This is a genomic window from Dyadobacter sp. (assembly GCF_039919315.1).
Lineage (GTDB): Bacteria > Bacteroidota > Bacteroidia > Cytophagales > Spirosomataceae > Dyadobacter.
In genome coordinates this window covers 1-19,520 of the sequence record NZ_JBDSFX010000063.1, presented here as the reverse complement: position 1 = coordinate 19,520, position 19,520 = coordinate 1, and the positions used below count along the sequence as shown (strand labels likewise).

At 44.8% G+C, this 19,520-nt stretch carries 16 protein-coding genes; 9 read left to right on the top strand and 7 right to left on the bottom strand.

The features are described 5' to 3' along the window. Nucleotides 1-2: 2 nt before the first annotated feature. Genes ABIO93_RS17710 through ABIO93_RS17700 form a run of 3 tightly spaced genes read right to left on the bottom strand, consistent with a single transcriptional unit; the run spans nt 3 to nt 2,524 of the window. A complete protein-coding gene (locus ABIO93_RS17710; RefSeq protein ID WP_348070008.1) occupies nt 3-1,307 on the bottom strand; it encodes a hemolysin family protein in 1,305 nt (434 codons plus the stop codon). A gap of 45 nt (nt 1,308-1,352) precedes the next feature. After that, nucleotides 1,353-1,604: a DUF1456 family protein gene (locus ABIO93_RS17705; protein WP_348070006.1), complete on the bottom strand. Its 252-nt coding sequence runs from the start codon at nt 1,602-1,604 to the stop codon at nt 1,353-1,355. 47 nt (nt 1,605-1,651) lie between these two features. After that, nucleotides 1,652-2,524 carry a helix-turn-helix domain-containing protein gene (locus tag ABIO93_RS17700; protein ID WP_348070004.1) on the bottom strand — a complete coding sequence of 291 codons (873 nt, stop codon included), beginning with the start codon at nt 2,522-2,524 and terminating at the stop codon, nt 1,652-1,654. Between the two features lie 176 nt (nt 2,525-2,700). Between ABIO93_RS17700 and ABIO93_RS17695 the strand changes: the two genes are divergently transcribed. The 7 genes from ABIO93_RS17695 to ABIO93_RS17665 all read left to right on the top strand — a co-directional run bounded on the left by ABIO93_RS17695 (nt 2,701) and on the right by ABIO93_RS17665 (nt 11,499). Next, complete coding sequence (locus ABIO93_RS17695; RefSeq protein ID WP_348070002.1) at nt 2,701-3,084, top strand: hypothetical protein; 384 nt, start codon at nt 2,701-2,703, stop codon at nt 3,082-3,084. Nucleotides 3,085-3,206: 122 nt separating this feature from the next. After that, nucleotides 3,207-4,412 carry a DUF763 domain-containing protein gene (locus ABIO93_RS17690; RefSeq protein ID WP_348070000.1) on the top strand — a complete coding sequence of 402 codons (1,206 nt, stop codon included), beginning with the start codon at nt 3,207-3,209 and terminating at the stop codon, nt 4,410-4,412. Between the two features lie 83 nt (nt 4,413-4,495). After that, a complete protein-coding gene (locus tag ABIO93_RS17685) occupies nt 4,496-5,062 on the top strand; it encodes a Uma2 family endonuclease (RefSeq protein ID WP_348069998.1) in 567 nt (188 codons plus the stop codon). A 126-nt stretch (nt 5,063-5,188) separates the two neighbouring features. Continuing rightward, nucleotides 5,189-8,626 (top strand): HEAT repeat domain-containing protein, encoded by a 3,438-nt coding sequence (locus ABIO93_RS17680; protein WP_348069996.1) that lies wholly within the window; start codon nt 5,189-5,191, stop codon nt 8,624-8,626. Nucleotides 8,627-8,749: 123 nt separating this feature from the next. Continuing rightward, nucleotides 8,750-9,781 carry a hypothetical protein gene (locus tag ABIO93_RS17675; RefSeq protein WP_348069994.1) on the top strand — a complete coding sequence of 344 codons (1,032 nt, stop codon included), beginning with the start codon at nt 8,750-8,752 and terminating at the stop codon, nt 9,779-9,781. A 149-nt stretch (nt 9,782-9,930) separates the two neighbouring features. After that, nucleotides 9,931-11,112, top strand: a complete 1,182-nt coding sequence (locus ABIO93_RS17670) for an ATP-binding protein (RefSeq protein WP_348069992.1) — start codon at nt 9,931-9,933, stop codon at nt 11,110-11,112. Between the two features lie 48 nt (nt 11,113-11,160). Next, entirely contained in the window at nt 11,161-11,499 is a 339-nt protein-coding gene (locus tag ABIO93_RS17665) for a hypothetical protein (RefSeq protein WP_348069990.1), read from the top strand. Nucleotides 11,500-11,511: 12 nt separating this feature from the next. Here ABIO93_RS17665 and ABIO93_RS17660 read toward each other — a convergent pair whose 3' ends face one another. Continuing rightward, on the bottom strand, nt 11,512-12,753 hold the full coding sequence (locus tag ABIO93_RS17660; protein WP_348069988.1) for an MFS transporter: 1,242 nt from the start codon (nt 12,751-12,753) through the stop codon (nt 11,512-11,514). Between the two features lie 30 nt (nt 12,754-12,783). Further along, a complete protein-coding gene (gene arfB, locus ABIO93_RS17655; protein ID WP_348069986.1) occupies nt 12,784-13,191 on the bottom strand; it encodes an alternative ribosome rescue aminoacyl-tRNA hydrolase ArfB in 408 nt (135 codons plus the stop codon). A gap of 119 nt (nt 13,192-13,310) precedes the next feature. On the opposite strand from arfB, the gene ABIO93_RS17650 reads away from it, so the two are divergent. Together ABIO93_RS17650 and ABIO93_RS17645 are read left to right on the top strand one after the other, a co-directional pair. Continuing rightward, entirely contained in the window at nt 13,311-14,651 is a 1,341-nt protein-coding gene (locus ABIO93_RS17650) for a DUF6600 domain-containing protein (protein ID WP_348069984.1), read from the top strand. A gap of 140 nt (nt 14,652-14,791) precedes the next feature. Beyond that, complete coding sequence (locus ABIO93_RS17645; protein WP_244822196.1) at nt 14,792-15,811, top strand: GntR family transcriptional regulator; 1,020 nt, start codon at nt 14,792-14,794, stop codon at nt 15,809-15,811. Between the two features lie 81 nt (nt 15,812-15,892). Here ABIO93_RS17645 and ABIO93_RS17640 read toward each other — a convergent pair whose 3' ends face one another. Next, nucleotides 15,893-17,176: a sugar isomerase gene (locus ABIO93_RS17640; protein ID WP_348069982.1), complete on the bottom strand. Its 1,284-nt coding sequence runs from the start codon at nt 17,174-17,176 to the stop codon at nt 15,893-15,895. A gap of 78 nt (nt 17,177-17,254) precedes the next feature. Then, nucleotides 17,255-19,378, bottom strand: coding sequence for a bifunctional aldolase/short-chain dehydrogenase (locus tag ABIO93_RS17635; RefSeq protein ID WP_348069980.1), 2,124 nt, complete (start codon nt 19,376-19,378; stop codon nt 17,255-17,257). Nucleotides 19,379-19,520 lie beyond the last annotated feature (142 nt).

Below are 19,520 nucleotides of genomic sequence, written 5' to 3'. Positions count from 1 at the left end.
CATTAAAACATATTCGGCGTGTCGAGAATCGTGATCTTGACAGTGGAAATGGTGCTGCGTTGTTTTTTCAAAACGGTAAACTCGTAGTGTTTCGTTCTCATTTTCTCTCCCACAGCGGGAATCCTGCCAAATTTCCAGATCAGGTAACCGGCTAGCGTTTCGTACTCACCATTCTTGGCAATATCATGGAGCAGCTTGTCATTCAGGTCCGTAATCGAAGCTGAACCCTGAGCAGTATAGGTATTGTCACTTTCGTTCTTCACAATGGGCACCTCATTATCATATTCGTCCTGTATCTCCCCTACCAGCTCTTCCAGAATATCTTCCATAGTCACGATACCATCGACCCCGCCATATTCGTCTATAATGACAGCCATTTGCTGACGGTTTACCTGAAAATCACGCAGCAATGCGCCGATAGGCTTGGATTCATGAACTGTTGAAATGGGGCGGATCAGCTCGGAAAGAACAATTTCCTTACCCTGCCGCATTTTCAATAACAGGTCTTTCAAATGCAATACGCCGACAATCTGGTCCAATGTATCTTCATAAGCCGGAATTCTTGAAAACCCTTCTTCAATGATCTTTTCGAGTTTTGCTTCATTGAAATCATTGATATCAACCCCAACAACCTGCGTACGCGGGATCATGATCTGCTTCGCGATTCTTTCCGAAAAATTAAATGCATTCTTGATCAGGTCGTAATCCGCAGCTTCGATCATTCCGCTATCCTTCTGTTGCTGAACCAAATACCGCAGTTCGTCGCTGCTGTGAACCTCACTTCCGTGGGTCGGTGTAATGCCCACGCCTTTCAAAATAAAGTTCGCTATACCATTTAGCATCCACACAATCGGCCTGAATACCAGAAAAAAGCCGTGCAGCGGATACGATAAAAACAATGTAGTAGCCTCCGGTCGCTGGATCGCAATGGACTTTGGCGCCAATTCACCAAAAACGATATGCAATACAGTAATGATGGCAAAAGCGGCAGGCAACGCAATCTGATGTGCCAACTCGGGATCGAGCGAAATACCGACCAGCTCCATTCCACCGATGAGTATTTTGGAAACTACCGGCTCTCCTATCCAACCCAAACCCAGACTTGCCAGCGTAATACCAAATTGTGTAGCAGCCAGGTATCCGTCGAGATTAGCGACAATCTTTTTAGACAAAATGGCCATTTTATTTCCATCCTGTGCTTTTTGCTCCAACTGCGACGCTCTGATCTTGACGATAGCAAATTCAGCTGCGACAAAAAAACCATTAAGCAATACGAGCACTAATGTTATTAAAACCTGGATTAGCATTATTCTGTGGTAAGAGAGACTTATGGTTAATGTGAAAAGAACGTCTTATTCTAAATCTTCCTGTGACTTTTTATCTCCTTCTATCGGGCCTCTCATATGAATGATCAGGCCATTCAGGAAATTGCGTAAAAGCTGGTCACCACAAGGCTTATAATTTTCGTGCCCTTCCTTTCTGAACAAGGCTCCTAATTCACTGGCTGTAACCTTGAAGTCCACCAAAGCCAGAATATTGATGATTTCATCATTACGAAGGTGAAGCGCCACCCGAAGCTTTTTTAAAATGTCGTTATTAGTCATAGTTATTTTTACAAATGTCTCGCAAGTAGGTAATATCCGGCAAAATTTCAAAAAGGCTCTTTTAATCTTCTGCGAACCCTTTGTGGTGAATCGCCATACCATTTTTTAAACGAATGTATAAATGAGGCTGGCTCCGCATATCCTAAAATATAAGTTAGGCTTGATATAGAATATGGGTCATGTCTTATTAAAAATGAGCATATCTCTTTTTTCAAACCCTCAGTAATTTCCCTGTAAGTTAACTCTTCCTGCACTAATCTTCTCTGTAAAGTTCGGGGTGTCAAATACAATGCATCAGAAATGGACTGAATGTCAGGCAATTTCGGATCCGACATTGAAAGCATCGTAATCCGGACTTTGTTGGCAAAACTGTTTCCCGATCTTAATTGCTCAATCATTTTCAGATATTCCGGCACAAGCATATCCAAATGAAGGTGATTTCTGTCTTTTAGTGCCGCTTTTAGAATAGTTAATTCGAAGGAAACGGAAAAGTGCTGATCCAGAACCCAATCAGCCGGGTAACCACCGTGGAAATAGGGCGTTCCAATTCTAATATTTACATCTCGGCCGACCATCATTTTTAGTTCTCTTGATATTATTGTCAAACAATTCTCAACAATAATTCGGTTGATTGCTTCTTCCCGATTGTCAATGCTCAATTCTATTCTGGCTTCTTTTTCAGATATAACTGTCTTCGGTTGTACAATTGGCAAAGCTACTTCCAAATACGATCTTAAATAATGAAAGGCTTCCTCAACTGTAGCTGCTTGCAGCGAAATCCGGTAGATTATTCCAAGCAGTTTCAGCGAGATAAAATTGCCGCATTTGATTCCCAGGTATTCATCAGCTAGTTGCCGGTCTATTTCCTTCAAAATTTCGTAAAATTCTTCTTCCGTTACCACAGATTCTGGCTCGGTCAAATCTGTCGATGTCGAATCTGGTAATTTGGGGAAGATATCCGCAGCTACACCCCTTATCCTGGCGTAGTCAGTGAAATACCGAAGGTGTGAAGAAAGGATATTCATTTTGTCGTGAAATGTCAATTTAATTACTTTCTGCAAATATAGTTTTGTCAGGTAATCAAAATAACATTCCCATGACAACTTTAAAAAACGTCCTGATCATTAATGCATTGAGTTCCGGCGCCACTGGATTAATCCTCGCCACTTTCCCATCTTATATCGCCGGACTTTTCGGCGCTGCCCAGACCATGCCATTTGTCGCGGTTGGAGTTTTTCTGCTAATTTTTGCCGCAATCGTTTTCACACAAGGCCGCAAGAATCCACTTAGTACGGGTTGGATTAAATTAATTATTGTGCTGGATATTCTTTGGGTGGTTGAAAGTTTAATGATCATTGCCACAGAAATGTTTGGCTTAACTCCCCTTGGCTATTGCTTAATAGGGGCAGTCGCACTTTGGGTGGCATTGATGGCCTTTTTGCAGTTGAAGGGATTAAGGCAATTGAAGATCGCAGGTTAATCTTCCAGGCATCTGGTAAAAGTGTTGTGGCTGTTCGAATTTTCGGACAACCACGACACTTTTGATGTTAGATAGCATCCCGAAACTCATCGCATTTCTAATTTTTAGTAACTTACATCATTATGAAAAGTGGTCACGCGGATTTGCCGTTACATTATGGAAAGGTACCGATTTGGTTAGCACAACGGATGAGTGCGCTAGGCGGGGCGATCGTGGAATCCATTGTAATAGAATATGGCCGCAATGCTTTACTTCAAAAATTAAGCGATCCTTTCTGGTTTCAATCGTTGGGTTGTGTGCTGGGAATGGACTGGCATTCATCCGGAATCACTACATCTGTCATGGGTGCTTTGAAGGGTTCGGTAAATAAGAAATCTGCTGAACTTGGCATTTACATTTGTGGCGGTCGGGGCAAGTATTCGCGCCAGACGCCGGCGGAGTTAATGGTGATTGCAGAGAAAACCGGCCTGGACGGAAATTTGCTGGTGCATAATAGCCGTTTGTCTGCCAAGGTTGACAATACTGCGATTCAGGATGGCTTTCAGTTGTATCTGCATTCATTTGTTCTTTCCAAAGAAGGAGATTGGGCTGTGATCCAGCAGGGAATGAACACCAATGAGCGCCTGGCCAGACGTTACCACTGGCATTCACCCAGCATCAAATCATTTGTAGAAGAGCCTCATACATCCATTTACGGGCATAATCAGGGAAATATCTTAAATCTTACCGCCAAAGCCGCCGCACCTACCCGAATCGGGATTTTGGAACTGACCAAAGAAAATCCCAATCATATCATGCGGGAAATAACCAAACTCGTCATGCCCGGGCATCATGATCTACGAGCGGAAGATGTGAATCTGAAAAGGCTCGGCGCAGTTCTGGCGCTGGCACACGATAATCCGGTCAATGATATGGAATCGTTGCTGCTGCTGGAAGGAGTCGGGCCGCGTACCATTCAATCCCTGACTTTGGTAAGTGAAATTATCCATGGTACCCCTTCGCGGTTTTCAGATCCTGCACGGTTTTCTTTCGCACATGGCGGTAAGGACGGCCATCCTTTTCCGGTACCTATTACCGTTTATGACGAGTCGATCCTGACATTGGACAGGGCCATTCAAAAAGCAAAAATGGGTGATAAGGACAAATCGGAAGCACTGAAAAATCTATCCAAAGTGGCGGTTCAATTAGAAAAAGATTTCCAACCTAACAATCGTTTTAATGACATTGTACAGCAGGAAAGGGATAATTCCTGGAAATATGAGGGCAGGACTGTGAAAGGCAAAGCTAAAAAACCAAAAGGATTTGACGGTCAGCTGGAATTGTTTTAACAACTATATCGATTTTTCAACTTTTAAAAAACACCAACTTCCCTGAATTTCAGTAAATTTACCCTTACCTGCAAAACTCAATTATGATACTTCGTTCCCAGTCATCGGTAGTACCCAGTTCTTTCGAAGAATTTCTTCGTTGGGAAGCTGTTGATGGTTTTAAGTATGAATGGAATGACGGAGAAATCATCAGATTTGAGAAAATGAAGAAAAAGCATTTGTTTATCATTCGGAAGTTGCAACAGTTGTTTTTTCGAACCATTGCTTTTTCAAAAGGCGCTGCGCTGATTATGGAGCAAGATGTAATCCTCAGCGGGATTCAGATGCGCAGGCCAGATCTTGCTTTTTTCACCGGGTCACAAATTGATGATTCGGTCATTTCTGACAAAGAGCCCATTCCCGAATTTTTAATTGAGGTTATTTCTCCATCGGATGATGCGGAAAAAGTCGAAGAAAAACTAGCAGAGTATTTCCAGTCTACGGTTAAAGTTGTTTGGCACATTTATCCTGACAATGAGGTAGTTTATGTTTACACATCACGTAAAAACGTCAAAATCTGTACAGAAAATGATATTTGTTCTGCCTCTCCAGTCTTGCCCGATTTTGAGTTGACGGCCAAAGAGCTATTTTCTCTTAGCCCTTCGAATTAATTTTCACCAACCTACATTGCTATTTTCCCCGTTTACAGTAAAAAATCTTAGCATATGCCCTTTATTTTTTACTTACTTTAAATTTTGAACCAAGCCAAGAACATATCCGCATAAAAGCGTTACCCAATGATTTCCAAAAAACAATTTAAGAACCCCTTAATCCTTCTGGCCGCTACTGCTGTTGTGGTAGTATCCTGCATGAAAATGTCCCCGTCGGGCTCCACCGTGGGCTCCACTTCTAAAACCAACAGCAAAGCGCTGGTCGTGAAAGAAGACGCTGCAACCGGTAAAGCGCGGGCAAAAGAAATCCGTGAAAAAACGGTCGTGAAACTGGCCGACGGCTTGAAACTCGATCTATGGGCGTCAGACTCCCTGGCCCCTGATCCTGTCGCCATTGCTATGGATGATAAAGGCCGCGTGTACCTGAACCGAACAAACCGTCAGAAAAACTCTGAATTTGACATTCGCGGACACCGCAACTGGATGACCGCCTCTATTGGCTTGCAAACCGTTGAAGATCGTCGTGCTTTCTTGCACAGCACTTTTGCGCCGGAAAAAAGTAAAGAAAACAACTGGCTGAAAGACGTCAATGGCGACAAATCTCATGACTGGAAAGATCTTGCCGTCGAAAAAGACGAGGTATGGCGCATTGAAGACACCGATAATGATGGCATCGCTGATGTTTCAATTAGAATATTGGATGACTTTTTTGATGAGGTTTCCGATGTTGCCGGCGGTTTGCTGATCAGAGCGAAAGATGCATTTGTAACCATTGCTCCGGACGTTTGGAGATTACGAGATACGAATGGTGACGGCGTTTTGGATCAAAAAACTTCGATCAGCCACGGTTATGGCGTTCACATTGGTTTTAGCGGTCACGGTATGTCAAACCCCATTGAAGGTCCTGACGGAAAAATATATTGGAATATTGGTGACATTGGTGCCAATGTTACTACTGCCGAAGGTGTGAAACATGAATATCCTAATTCGGGAATTATCGGTCGCGCTAACCCGGACGGCAGCGATTTTGAAATTTTTGCACACGGATTGCGTAATACGCACGAGTTTGTTTTTGATGAATACGGCAACCTGATCAGTTCGGATAATGATGGTGACCATCCTGGCGAAAGCGAAAGATTGGTACACGTGGTGGAAGGTTCTGATGCTGGCTGGCGTTCGAACTGGCAGTATGGTAAGTACACCGATCCAAAAAACAACAGTTACAAGGTTTGGATGGATGAAAAGCTTTACAAACCACGTTGGGAAGGACAGGCTGCATACATTATCCCTCCTATCCAGAATTTTCACAATGGTCCTACGGGAATGCAATACAATCCCGGAACTGCATTGGGCTCTGCATGGAAAAACAAGTTTTTCCTGGTTGAATTTGTGGGTAACCCCGCACGTTCGCCGATCTGGTCGTTTGGTTTGAAACCCAAAGGAGCTTCTTTCGTTCTGGATGGTGAAAAAAATATTTTAACAGGTATCCTGCCTACAGGTATCCGTTTCGGACCGGATGGCGCGTTGTATGTGGCTGACTGGATCAATGGTTGGGATACAAAAAATTACGGTAGAGTGTGGAAACTGGACGTTACAGAAGAGAAAAACGACCTGAAAGCACTTCGTATCGAAACCAAAAGGCTGATGCAGCTTGACTACGAAAAGCAGGCAGACGACATGCTATTGACATTACTTTCCAACCAGGATATGCGTATTCGGCAGAAAGCGCAGTTTGAACTGGCTTCGAGAGGTGCCAAAGGTGCTCCGGTACTAAGCAAAGCGATTGCCCAAACCGGTAATCAGCTTGCACGTATCCACGGTATCTGGGGAGTGGGCCAGCTGGCGCGCCAGGATAAGGCCTACGCGAATGTGCTCATGACATTGCTGAAAGATTCTGACGAAGAAATTACGGTACAGGCTGCGAAAGTACTCGGAGACGCCCGGATCGCAGAATCAGGCCCGATGCTGATTCCAATGCTTTCAAGCAAAAACCCTCGTGTGCAGTTTTTTGCAGCACAGGCGCTGGGACGCGTTGGTTACAAAGAGGCAGTAACGCCGCTTTTGAATATGATCAAAGCTAACAATGATGAAGACGTTTATCTGAGGCACGCTGCTGTTTTGGCATTGTCTCGTATCGGAACTGCCGAGCCTATGCTTGCTTTGGCAAACAGCCCCGAAAAGTCACTTCGCATTGCGGCAGTCCTGGTACTACGCAAATTGAAGAGCGATAAAATCAGTGTCTTTTTACAAGATAAGGATGAGTACATTGTTACGGAAACAGCCCGCGCTATTAATGATGACCTCTCTATTACGGGTGCTCTTCCGGCCCTGGCAGCTACATTAAATGATAAAAGATTTACTTCTGAACCTCTGCTGCGCCGCTCAATCAACGCTGCGCTGCGTGTAGGGGGCGAGGCGCAACTGAATGATCTGATTGCATTTGCAAAAAGAAAAGATGTTGATAAAAACCTGAGAGCGGAAGCATTGGCAACACTAGGTACCTGGGCAAGTCCTTCGGTTATGGATCGTGTGGATGGTCGCTACCGCGGGCCAATGGAGCGTAATCCGGCGGTGGTTAAAAGTAAAATCCAGCCAATCATTAGTGATCTTTTACAAGACAATGATCCGGCTATATTAATCGCTGCGGCCCAAATGCTCACGAACCTGAATGTTTCAGAAAACAATGCAGCGCTTGCTAAAATATTGAACGACCACAAAGATCCAAAGGTAAGAGCGGCGATGTTGGCAGCATTGAATGAGCTGAAATACACCGATATGGAAACGGTCATGAAAAAAGGCATGAGCGATTCCGACGCCGACGTGCGGACTGCTGCATTGGGTATGGTAGGAAACGTGACCATGTCCAAAGAAGCGTTAACAGATATTTCTCAGACGATTTTCGATAAAGGCAGCGTACGGGAACAGCAACAAATGTTGCGCGTACTAGGCACATTACCTGTTGCCAAAACAGAAACGATCTTCACAGACCTGATTGGAAAAATGGTTGACAAAAAGCTTCCTAACAGTCTGGCGTTGGATTTAGGTGAAGCTGTTGACTCTACGAAATCAACTGCATTGATAGCTAAACTGGCTCCATTGAGATCACAAGGAACGACCGTCGCTGACTTCCAGGATGCGTTATTCGGTGGTAATGCTCAGCTTGGCCGTCGCTACTTCATGACCAACTCAGCCGCGGAATGCGTTCGTTGCCATGCTATCGGCGGTCAGGGCGGTGAGGTAGGGCCTTCGCTTTCCAATATCGGTAATGTACTTTCCCGCGAACAGATTTTGCAGGCATTAGTCGAGCCAAGCGCGCGGCTATCCCCAGGATTTGGAATGGTAATGTTGACATTGAAAGACGGAACCTCTGCCGCTGGTATATTGGCGCAGGAAAATGAACACGAACTGGTACTGAAAACCTCGGAAGCGGAACCATTAAAAATCGCCGTCGCACGAATCGCGAAACGGGAAAATGTACCCTCCAGCATGCCGCCCATGGGAACAATCATGTCGAAACGGGAGATCAGGGATGTTGTTGAGTTTTTATCCGGATTAAAAAAATAAAAATGACAGATCGAGCCCGGAATTTCTTCCGGGCTTTTTCATTTATTGCGCCAAAGCTTTTCTCTGAATATGAGACTATTTAACCGGCATGATTTTTAAAGTCATCAACGCTAAAAATGCTGAATGGAGTTAGATAAGAAGGAGGCGGAAATCGTGAATAAAGCGATACAGTCCTGGGAGGAAGATGCGAAGATTTCAAAGGAACTGGCAACTGAGCTGCGGAACAGCTACCAGTTACGGAATGCCAATGTCGACGCCATTGCGATCTACGCTTTGATCTCCGCCGTTTCTTGCGGATTACTGGCTTTCGGCGCACTCGTAATTGATGAAAAATGGATCGATGTCCTCAGAAAAAGATGGGGCTTTTCGGAGAACATTGTCGGCATAGGTTTCACATTCATTGCTGCCCTTTTTGTCTATCTCGCGAAAAGGCGGCAACGTAAAATTCCAACCACGCGTTTCAGCAACGAAGTTTACAACATTACCATCATTCTCACGGTCGGAATCGCCATTACTTACTGGACGAGGAGCTTGTTAAGTGACAATTCCAACTTTGCCATTCCGCTACTTATAGCGACTTTGGCTTACGGTATCATCGCCGTGTTGTTACGCTCGACATTGCTATGGACAATTGCGATCATGTCGCTGGCGGGTTGGTGGGGAGCGCAAACTTACTTTTGGTCAGATGGTGGTTTCCGTTTTCTGGGCATGAATTATCCGCTTAGAATGACATTGTTCAGTTTAGCTATTTGGGCATCTTCCTGGGTAATGAGCCGGATAAAACCATTGGAATTTTTGGCAGAGGTTACCTACGCCATTGGCTTACTATTATTTCTGATCGCAGCCTGGACATTATCCATTTTCGGGAACTACGACGACCTCACCGGCTGGCAAGGGCTGAAACAAAGCCATTTCTGGTACTGGGCACTGGGCTTCACCATTGTGCTGATACTAATGCTGGTTTACGCATTCCAAAACAAGCAGGACACATTACGTGATCTCTGTCTTGTTTTTTTCCTTTTAAACATCTACACCCGTTACTTCGAATACTTCTGGGACCGCACTAATAAAGGGATTTTCTTCGCGTTACTTGCTCTGTCATTTTGGTTTGTTGGGAAGAAGGCAGAGCAGTGGCGTAGTCGGCCTACGGCCTGAAATTACTATATCATCGGATAATATGCATGAATATTATGCATATTATCCGATATTTTGCTTTAATTTTATTCATAATATCATATAATATGTGTTCTTATTGTCCATAATATCCGATTATATGTATTATTTTCGTGCATATAGTTTAGAATATGTATTTCAGGAGATCATTTAACGAGTTACAACAGCACCTGACGGAGAAGCAGGCTACTGTGATTACGGGTATGAGGAGAGTTGGGAAATCCACGACCGTCAAACACCTGCTAACCCTTGTGCCTCATACCAATAAGCTATATCTCGATTTTGAACGCATTGAAAACCGGGTTTTATTCAATCAGGATTCCTATAATGATATCGAACGCGGGTTGAGCGCCCTGGGTTTACAGTTGGACCAACCCGCTGTGCTGGCTCTTGATGAAATACAGCTGGTACCCAATAGTACGAGTGTTATTAAAAGCCTGTACGACACCTACGGTATCAAATTCATAGTCACCGGTTCAAGTTCTTTTTATTTGAAAAATCATTTTTCAGAAAGTCTTTCAGGGAGAAAACAGATATTTGAAATGTTCCCGCTGGATTTTGAGGAATTTCTTGCTTTTAAGGGGTTAGATGTAGCAACATTGGAAAAAGAGCGGTTAAAGTCTTTTCTTCCAACGTTCTATGATCGCTGGAAAGGATACTATGAGGAATTTTTGCAGTTCGGAGGGTTTCCGGAAGTGGTACTAGCCGGTTCCGATGCGTCAAAAACCAATTATTTAAAAGATGTTCTGAATGCATACATTGAACTGGACATTAAATTATTGTCAGACTTCACAGTGAGCGACACACTTTACAAATTGATACAATTACTGGCGGCCAGAGTGGGTAGCCGAATAGATTATTCCAAAATAGCCAGCATCATTGGTATTAACAGAAACAAGATTAAAGACTACATGCACTTGCTGGAATACACCTATTTTATCCAGATTGTAAAACCTTTTACGAACGGAATTGATAAAGAATTAACCAAGCAGCCTAAGTTCTATTTTGCTGATACCGGGCTGCTGCAGATCCTCAGCAAAGTAAGTAGCGGAGCAATATTCGAAAATGCAATTGCTAACCAGCTAGGTAGAATAGGCTCGGTGAATTATTTTGAGAAAAGTTCAGGAACGGAAATAGATTTTATTTTAAACAGAGAAAAGGCCATTGAAGTGAAAGAAACCTGCACGCCGCAAGATTTATCCACATTAACTGAGCGGGCTAAAATTTTGCAGATCAATGATGTTGCATTGGTGGGTCGCCATCCCAACTCTGGCGGGTTCAAGGATTTCATATGGGGTGGAGCGGTGTATTAATGAAAGACACGATTTTTAAATTTTGATCAAAAAACGAATTCATTAACAATGAGCAACATACGACCGATCAGGCAAAATGAGATTGACCTGGTACATTTCCTGCTTGAAAAGCTAAACCTGAATCCTGAGGATTTTCCAATCAGTGAGCAAGTGGATGAATATGAGGGCGGCAAAATGGGCAGTATCAGCCTCGGCGGAGACGTGGACGGTTATGACGGAGACCTCATTCAAGTGGAATACATTGACACGGATGATACCCCTGTGGTGATCACATTAACCAAAGACCATCACAATCATTTACTAGATCTTGATTTCTGGAAAACGGATTTCTCCAAATTGATTGAATACCCCACTCCTGACAAGCTGATTTTTGGGGTAACCGAATAGACGTTGAGCACCCTACGCTTCCTCGTAATCCAGTTCCTTTCCGTAAGTTTCCTCCATCTTCCACAGGGATAAAAGCGCCAGTGTAAAACAGATCGCACCTACGATCGCGCCGGATTGAAGTACTCCTTTCTCAGGTTTCAGGAATTGGAACAATGGTAATGTCAGCAATACGGTCGCTCTCACATTATTGGCAACGGAAGTGGTAACTGTGGCTCTCAAGTTGGTACCGAATTGCTCGGCAGTGGTAGTCAGGAACATGGCAATGTAGCCAATAGAGAAGCCGAGCCATACATAGCAAATGTAAAGGGTGGTAGTGGAATTGATCCCGCCATACAAAAGCCACACAACTCCGGCCAATGTCATGCTCATCATTAAAAAAATCGCTTTTCGCCTTGATCGCAGCCATTGACTTAAAATTCCACTGAAAAAGTCACCCGTGACCACGCCTATGTATGTATATAGCACACATGTGCCCGCCTGCACGTCACCCGCGACACCCAACGCTTTGGCAAACTCGTTCCCAAATGTGGAATAAATCCCGATTACCATGTAAGTCGGGAGCCCGATACCCATACAACGAATGTAACGTACAAACCGCGACCAGCTCGTAAATATAGTCCACCATGGTACTGACTTTGCACCTCTTTTTTCAAGGCTTTTATTAAACACAATGGATTCCAAAACATTGATACGCAGCACCAGCAAAATCACTCCCATACCTCCGCCAATGAAGTAGGCAACCCGCCAGTCTGTAAGCTTCACGGCAAAAAAGGCGGCAATGGCACCTGCCAGTCCCACACTAGCCATTACAGAAGCGCCATATCCCCTCAGTTCTTTTGGAAGAATTTCGGCAATTAATGTGATCCCGGCACCCAGTTCGCCTGCCAGCCCGAGGCCAGCGATAAACCTTAAAAATGAATAAACCTCTACATTATTGGTAAAACCGCAGGCAATGTTGGCTATGGAGTATGTCAGGATGGAGCCGAACAGTACCGACCGCCGGCCCATTTTATCTCCCAGGATCCCCCACATAAACCCTCCTATCAGCAAGCCAGCTTGTTGCCAGTTATAAATATTCGCCCCGATCTGCGAGATCTCCTCTTCTGAAAGCCCGAGGTCTCTTAAACTCGGCACGCGCACAATGTTGAAAAGCAGCAGATCATACACATCCACAAAATAGCCCAGCGATGCGACGATCACGGGCAGCGTTAAAACAGCACTTAATTTAGGTTGAGCAGGAGTGGCAGCAATCATATTGTTAAAATAAATCAACAAAGGGTTAGGTTAATCTTCAAAAGTCTTCCTACGAAGCGATTTAGTGGTTGCATTACGTTGCTTGGACTGCAATCTTTCCAGCTTTGAAGACAATGTGGGCCGGGTGGCTTTGCGGCGTTTCTGAACAGTAAGTGCCTGACGGATAAGCTGATCGAATTTCGCAATCACTTTATCCTTATTGGCCAGCTGCGACCGCTCAGTCTGGTGGTATAATACCAGCACTTTGTCATTCGTTAACTTGCTGGATAACTTTTCAGTAAGGACCTGCTTTTGCTCATCAGTAAGTACTTGCGAGTTAATGACATCAAATCTCAGCTCTACTTTGGTTTCTACTTTATTGACATTTTGGCCTCCCGCACCACCGCTCCGGGCCGTCTGGAAAGCCAGTTCGTTATGCAGGATTTCAGGATTGATCATGATTCTTTTTAAAATTTTGTTAACACCTGTTAATGTCAGATTACGTCCTTAAACCTACATTAAAAAGTTATGTCCAATAAACGATTTTTAAAAACAGAAAACAATTTAATCATATAGTCATGAACACCATGCGTACACTTCGGATACTCGGCCTGTTCTTTTTAATGCTTTCCGGTGTTTCGGTTTATAATAAAACCCAGGCACAGCCGGGCGTTAGCATTTCCTTCCAGACATTCTACAATGACTTGGCCCCTTACGGAAGGTGGGTACGTAACCCGCAATTCGGATCAGTCTGGATTCCTGACGTTGCCAATGGTTTCCAGCCTTACTCCACCAATGGTTATTGGGAGGTAACGGAATATGGAAACACTTGGGTTTCGGATTACGACTGGGGCTGGGCTCCTTTTCACTATGGCCGGTGGTCCTATGACGACTATAATGGCTGGTTTTGGGTACCTGACTATGAATGGGGACCTGCCTGGGTAAACTGGCGTTCCGGTGGCGGATATTACGGATGGGCCCCTTTGGGACCTGGGGTCAATATCAATGTCTCTATCAACATTCCGTCATTCTGGTGGGTGTTTGTACCACAACGTTATATTACCAACCCACGCTGGAACAATTACTGTGCGCCACGGGGACGTGTAACGCATGTATATAATCAAACTGTGATCGTGAATAATTACTATCGCAGCAACAACCGCACCTATGTATACGGCCCGAGACGTGATGAAATCGAGCGAGTGACCAGGAGAAGCGTTCCGGTCCGTACCATAGATGCCAGCCCGAGAGGTCGCGGAAGAGTGATCGTTGCAGAGTCAGGTCGTGGCAATGACCGCTATGATTCCCGCGACAACGGACGAAGAGACGAGCCTAGCCGCCGTGGATCAGTGATAGATGCAGGTTCGGACCGTGGCAGAGGCAATGCTGATAACAATAGCAACCGCGAAAGAAACGACCGCAATAGCAATGGTCGGATCGGGGACAATTCGAACAGCGATGCCAGGAGGGATAATCCATCGAATGAACGTTCCCGCGACGCACAACGGAATTCCTCGGAAGAACGCGACAACAGCCGAATCAACCGTAACAGGGACGCAGAGTCGCCATCGCCTTCGGATAGCCGTAACAACAGATACGAAGCTCCCCGCCAACCTGACCGCAGCCGAGAATCGAGCGCCCCGACCTACGAGCCGGAAAGAAACAGCCGCTCAAACCGTTCGGCAGAACAGGTGAATCCAGGCCGGGACAGAGGTTCTTACGAAGCTCCGCGCCAACCCGAGCGCAGTAGAGAGTCAAGTGTACCGTCGGCTCCGCGGAATGAACGTGTGGAAAGAAGCGCACCTGAAAGAAGTCAGCCGGAATCGCGTGGTAACTCTCAAAACAACAGATCTTCGCAAGAAAGTCACGACAGAGGTGGTCGTGGAGCGAGCGAAAGAAGCAGCCGGTCACCGAGATAAATTCAGATTTTGATACAAAAGAACCCGGTAAGGATAGTAGTAATCCTTACCGGGTTCTTTTTGTTTGCAACACCTATATTTTTCCTGTTAAAACGCAGAAAAAAGCATTATTTTAGCTTAGTCCTAAACCGGTACATTGAATGGAAATACAGTTTGACATAGAATTTAAGGAGAGCGCACCTAAATACATGCAGATCATTAAATCGCTCTTGCAGGCGATTAGTAAGGGTAAATTGAAGAGAGGGGACAAAATTCCATCCATTAACCAGCTCAGTGAAGAATACCTGCTCTCGCGGGATACAGTTGAAAAAGCTTATAAACATTTGATCAAAGACGGTGTCCTGATTTCCGTCCGCGGAAAGGGTTATTTCATCAATCGCGTCGACATTGAGACTTCTCTGCGGATACTATTGGTCTTTAACAAGATCAGTAACTATAAAAAACAGATCTATAATGCCTTCGTCGAGAACATTGGCAGAAATGTGAATGTTGACCTGCACATTCATCATTCCAATACTAATATTTTCAAAAACCTGATTAAGAACAGTTTGGGCGAATATGATTACTACGTGATTATGCCCCACTTTTACGAAAAAGCCGAGGAAGCCATTGAAGTACTCAAAATGATCCCTCCGGAAAAACTGATTTTACTCGATAAGGACATTGAATTTAACAGCAAAAAACATTCTTCGGTCTTTCAGAATTTTGAAAAAGACATTGTTTCTGCATTGAATGAGGCGGTGGATCTATTGAAAGTTTACAAAAAACTAATCCTCATTTTCCCAACCATTATCCGTTACCCCAAAGAGATTATCAAAGGCTTCCGGATCTTTTGCATTCAGCACGAATTTGAGCATGAAATTATGTACGATTTTCATGAAAACAGTACGGCAGTAAAAGACACTGCCTATGTGGTAATTGAGGAAAATGACCTGGTAAACCTCATCAAAAGATGCAGAGAGCAGCAATTGACGATTGGAAAAGACATTGGAATTATTTCCTATAACGAAACACCGCTAAAAGAGATCCTACTGGACGGTATCACGACTATATCCACTGACCACGAGCAGATGGGAAAAACGGCGGCGGAACTGATCAGAGAAAACAGAAGGGCGATCATTAAAAATCCGTTTACGCTGATACGAAGGAAGTCGCTTTGAAAGAGTAGTTGTCACCCTGAGCGGAGTCGAAGTGCATTGCGCTGTGCATATGCACTTCGACTCCGCAGGAGGCTGACAACGTTATAGGCCGGTCGCTACCGTCACCTTACCACGCTCGTTCATTAATTCGGAGCGAACGCTGAGATTTCTGAATAAACCGATCGGATCAATGGCTCCTCCGCTCAATCGCATAGACTCGCGCACAAGCGGACGAACATCAGTCCGGAATGCATTTTGCAGGATTTGCTGAGCCAGAACGACATCATTTTGAATTCTTGCCTGTTCCAGTTTTTTGCGATCAACGATCAGGGCTTGCGCATAAGAAAGCAGGATTGCTTCTACGGATTGCAGCAAATCTTCCAGCGGATCTTTCACATTGTGGCTCGCATCGATCATCCAGGCGTACGTATCGCTCGCCCGGTTGGCACGTTTCATTCCTTCTACGAGCTCCACGAAGATCAGGAACAACATATATGGACGAATACTTCCAACGGTAAGGTCATCATCGCCATATTTGGAATCATTGAAGTGAAAACCAGCCAGGCGGCCTTCCATCATCAAAGTAGCCACGATCTGCTCAATGTTCGCATTTGGCAAATGATGCCCCAGATCTACTAATACGTCAGCTTTGGCCCCCAATTTTTGGCAAAATAATAAAGAACTGCCCCAATCCTGAATCACCGTAGAATAGAAATTCGGTTCGTAAGCTTTGTATTCCACGTATACTTTCCAGTCATCCGGCAATGCTGCATATATTTCCTGCAATGATTCCAATGTATTTTGGAAAGACTTCACAAAATTAGACTGACCGGGAAAGCAAGAGCCATCAGACAACCAGATCGACAATGCTTTTGAACCAAGGTCTTTCCCGTATTTGATCACTTCAATGTTGTGCTCAACAGCCTGCTTTCTCACTTTCGGGTCCACGTGCGACAGCGAACCGAATTTGTATGAATGCTCCTGATTTTTCTGGTCCTGAAAAGTATTGGAATTGACAGCATCAAATTTCAAATCCAGCGAAGTCGCCAGATTAATGATGGATTGTGCCTGCTCGGGTATATCCCAAGGAATGTGCAAAGAAATGGAGCCGCTCGATCGGTTCAATGCATGCAGAAGGCCTACGTCCTCTACTTTTTCTTCCAGTGAACGAGGTTCTCCACCGCCGGAAAACCTTCCAAAACGAGTCCCGCCTGTACCCAATGCCCAGCTTGGGATCGCTACCTGAAATGCTTCCAACGCTTTTACAACATCATTAGCATTAATTCCCTGCTCCCCTAACTGCTCCTTTATAAATATGAACTGATTGTTGTGCTTTGACAGCAGGCTGTCGTTATGTTGGTCGATCTTATATTGGTCTATTTTCATTTGGAAAGAGTTTGATATGAAAAAAGACTTGCCAGGTTTTGAAAACCCGGCAAGTCTTGAAACCTGGCAGGTCTTAAATTATCTTAGGAATGCAGCAGGAACACCACCATCCACATTGATCACGTTTCCGGTGCTTTTGTTCAGCAACCCACTAACAAAAATGTATACGCCATTTGCAATGTCTTCAGTATGGATTTCTGCATTCAGAACCGTTCTTTTAGCATAATAAGAAGGTAGTTCCTCTACTTTAATGCCGTAAGCTTTGGCTCTTCCAGCCGCCCAGCCGCTTTCCCAAATCTTACTTCCGGCGATTACAGCATCAGGGTTAACGACATTGACGCGGATTCTGTCCGGGCCAAGTTCAGCAGCCAACAAACGTGTCATGTGCTGCTGTGCAGCTTTGGCAGTTCCGTAAGCCACATTATTAGGACCTGAAACGATACCGTTTTTGCTGGCAATGTTAATAATATCACCACCTAATCCTTGCTGACGCATAATTGCAACTGACTCCTGCGAAACGAGGAACTGGCCTTTTACCAAAACATCCTGCAAAATATCCCAATCCTTAATGGTAGTCTCAGCAAGTGGTTTTGAAATCGACAAACCTGCGCAGTTCACAATAATGTCCACACCGCCGTATTTCAGCTTTGTAGTGTGCAATGCTGCTTTAATTTGTTCCGGATCAAGAACATTCGCAATGGTTGTTGAAGAAAAGTCTTTGCCAAACTTTGCGTCGAACTCCGCTTTGGTTTCTGCCAATGCTTTTTCGTCAATGTCTGAAATAACCACACAAGCACCTTCCTGCAATAGTTTTTGAGCAATGGCTTTTCCAATACCGCCTGAACCGCCGGTTACGAATGCTACTTTACGCGAAACCGACTTTTCTTTCGGCATACGCTGCAATTTAGCTTCTTCCAACAGCCAGTACTCAATGTCAAAAGCCTCTTGCTCAGGCAATGAAACGTAAGAAGAAATCGCTTCCGCGCCTTTCATTACATTGATTGCATTGATGTAAAATTCTGCGGCAACGCGGGCAGTTTGCTTGTCTTTTGCGAATGAGAACATCCCTACTCCCGGAAACAAAATGATCACAGGGTTCGGATCACGTACCGCCGGACTGTTGTCATGCTTGCAACGGTCGTAGTATGCTTGATAGTCGACGCGATATGCTTCGAATTGTGGTCTGATCTGATCCAGGATTTCCTGATCGCTACCGGCCAGTTTTTCAAAAGGAAGGTTCAGAACCAATGGACGGATTTTGGTGCGCAGGAAGTGGTCGGGGCAGCTGGTACCTAGCGGAGCCAGTTTGTCGAGATCGTGGCTGGCGATGAATTCGAGTACGCGGGCGTCATCGGTAAAGTGGCCAATCATCGCCTGCTTGTCGGAGGCCAGTCCACGCAGGTAAGGTGCCAGTTTTCCGGCAATTTCTGCGCGACGTTCCGGCGACTCACTTTCCAGGCGCTGTCCGCCGAATACCGGACGGTTTTTACCATAATTTTCATTCAAGTACTCCGACGCTTTTTCGATCGTGTCGAGCGTGTTGATGTACGATTCGTAGGCCGTATCTCCCCAGGTAAACAAACCGTGTCCACCCAAGACGATACCACGGATTCCCGGGTTTTCGGCCAATGCCTGTTCCAGCTGTAAACCCAGGTCAAAACCCGGACGCTGCCAGGGCACCCACGCCAGTTCTCCTTTAAATAACTCTTTCGTAATTGCCTCACCTTCTTTGGATGCGGCAATGGCGATCAATGCATCGGGGTGCAGGTGATCTATATGTTTGAATGGCAGCAGGCCATGCAATGGTGTATCAATAGAAGGGGCTTTCGATTTAAGATCGTAAATGCAATGATTGAAAAGCTCAACCATTTCATCTTCAAATTCCAGTCCACGGTATATACTTTTTAAGCTATGCAGCCTGTCAACGTACAATCCAGCCAGTCCGCTTCTCGTCAAAGTACCAATATCCCCACCGGAACCCTTGATCCACATTACTTCAACAGGATTGCCAGTCAGGGGGTCTTTTTCAATGGTTTTGCAGCTTGTATTGCCACCCGCATAATTTGTCAAACGGAGATCGGCCCCCAACAAATTGGAACGATATAAGAGAAGCGCCACCTGATCATCACCCAGAGAAGCGGCTTTCTCATCATCCCATAAATAGCTTACATACCTGTACTGGCTTACTTTAGAACTGCTCATATTTTTTTATTTTATTAATTAACGTGAATTCGGGTTAAGCGGCGGTTAGAAAAAGTTGGTTTGTTTTGACTTTTTGAATATTAAGTGACGGTTTTTTGGGAAAGAAGCAGTAAGCAACTAATGCGCCTAAAATGTTCATTAT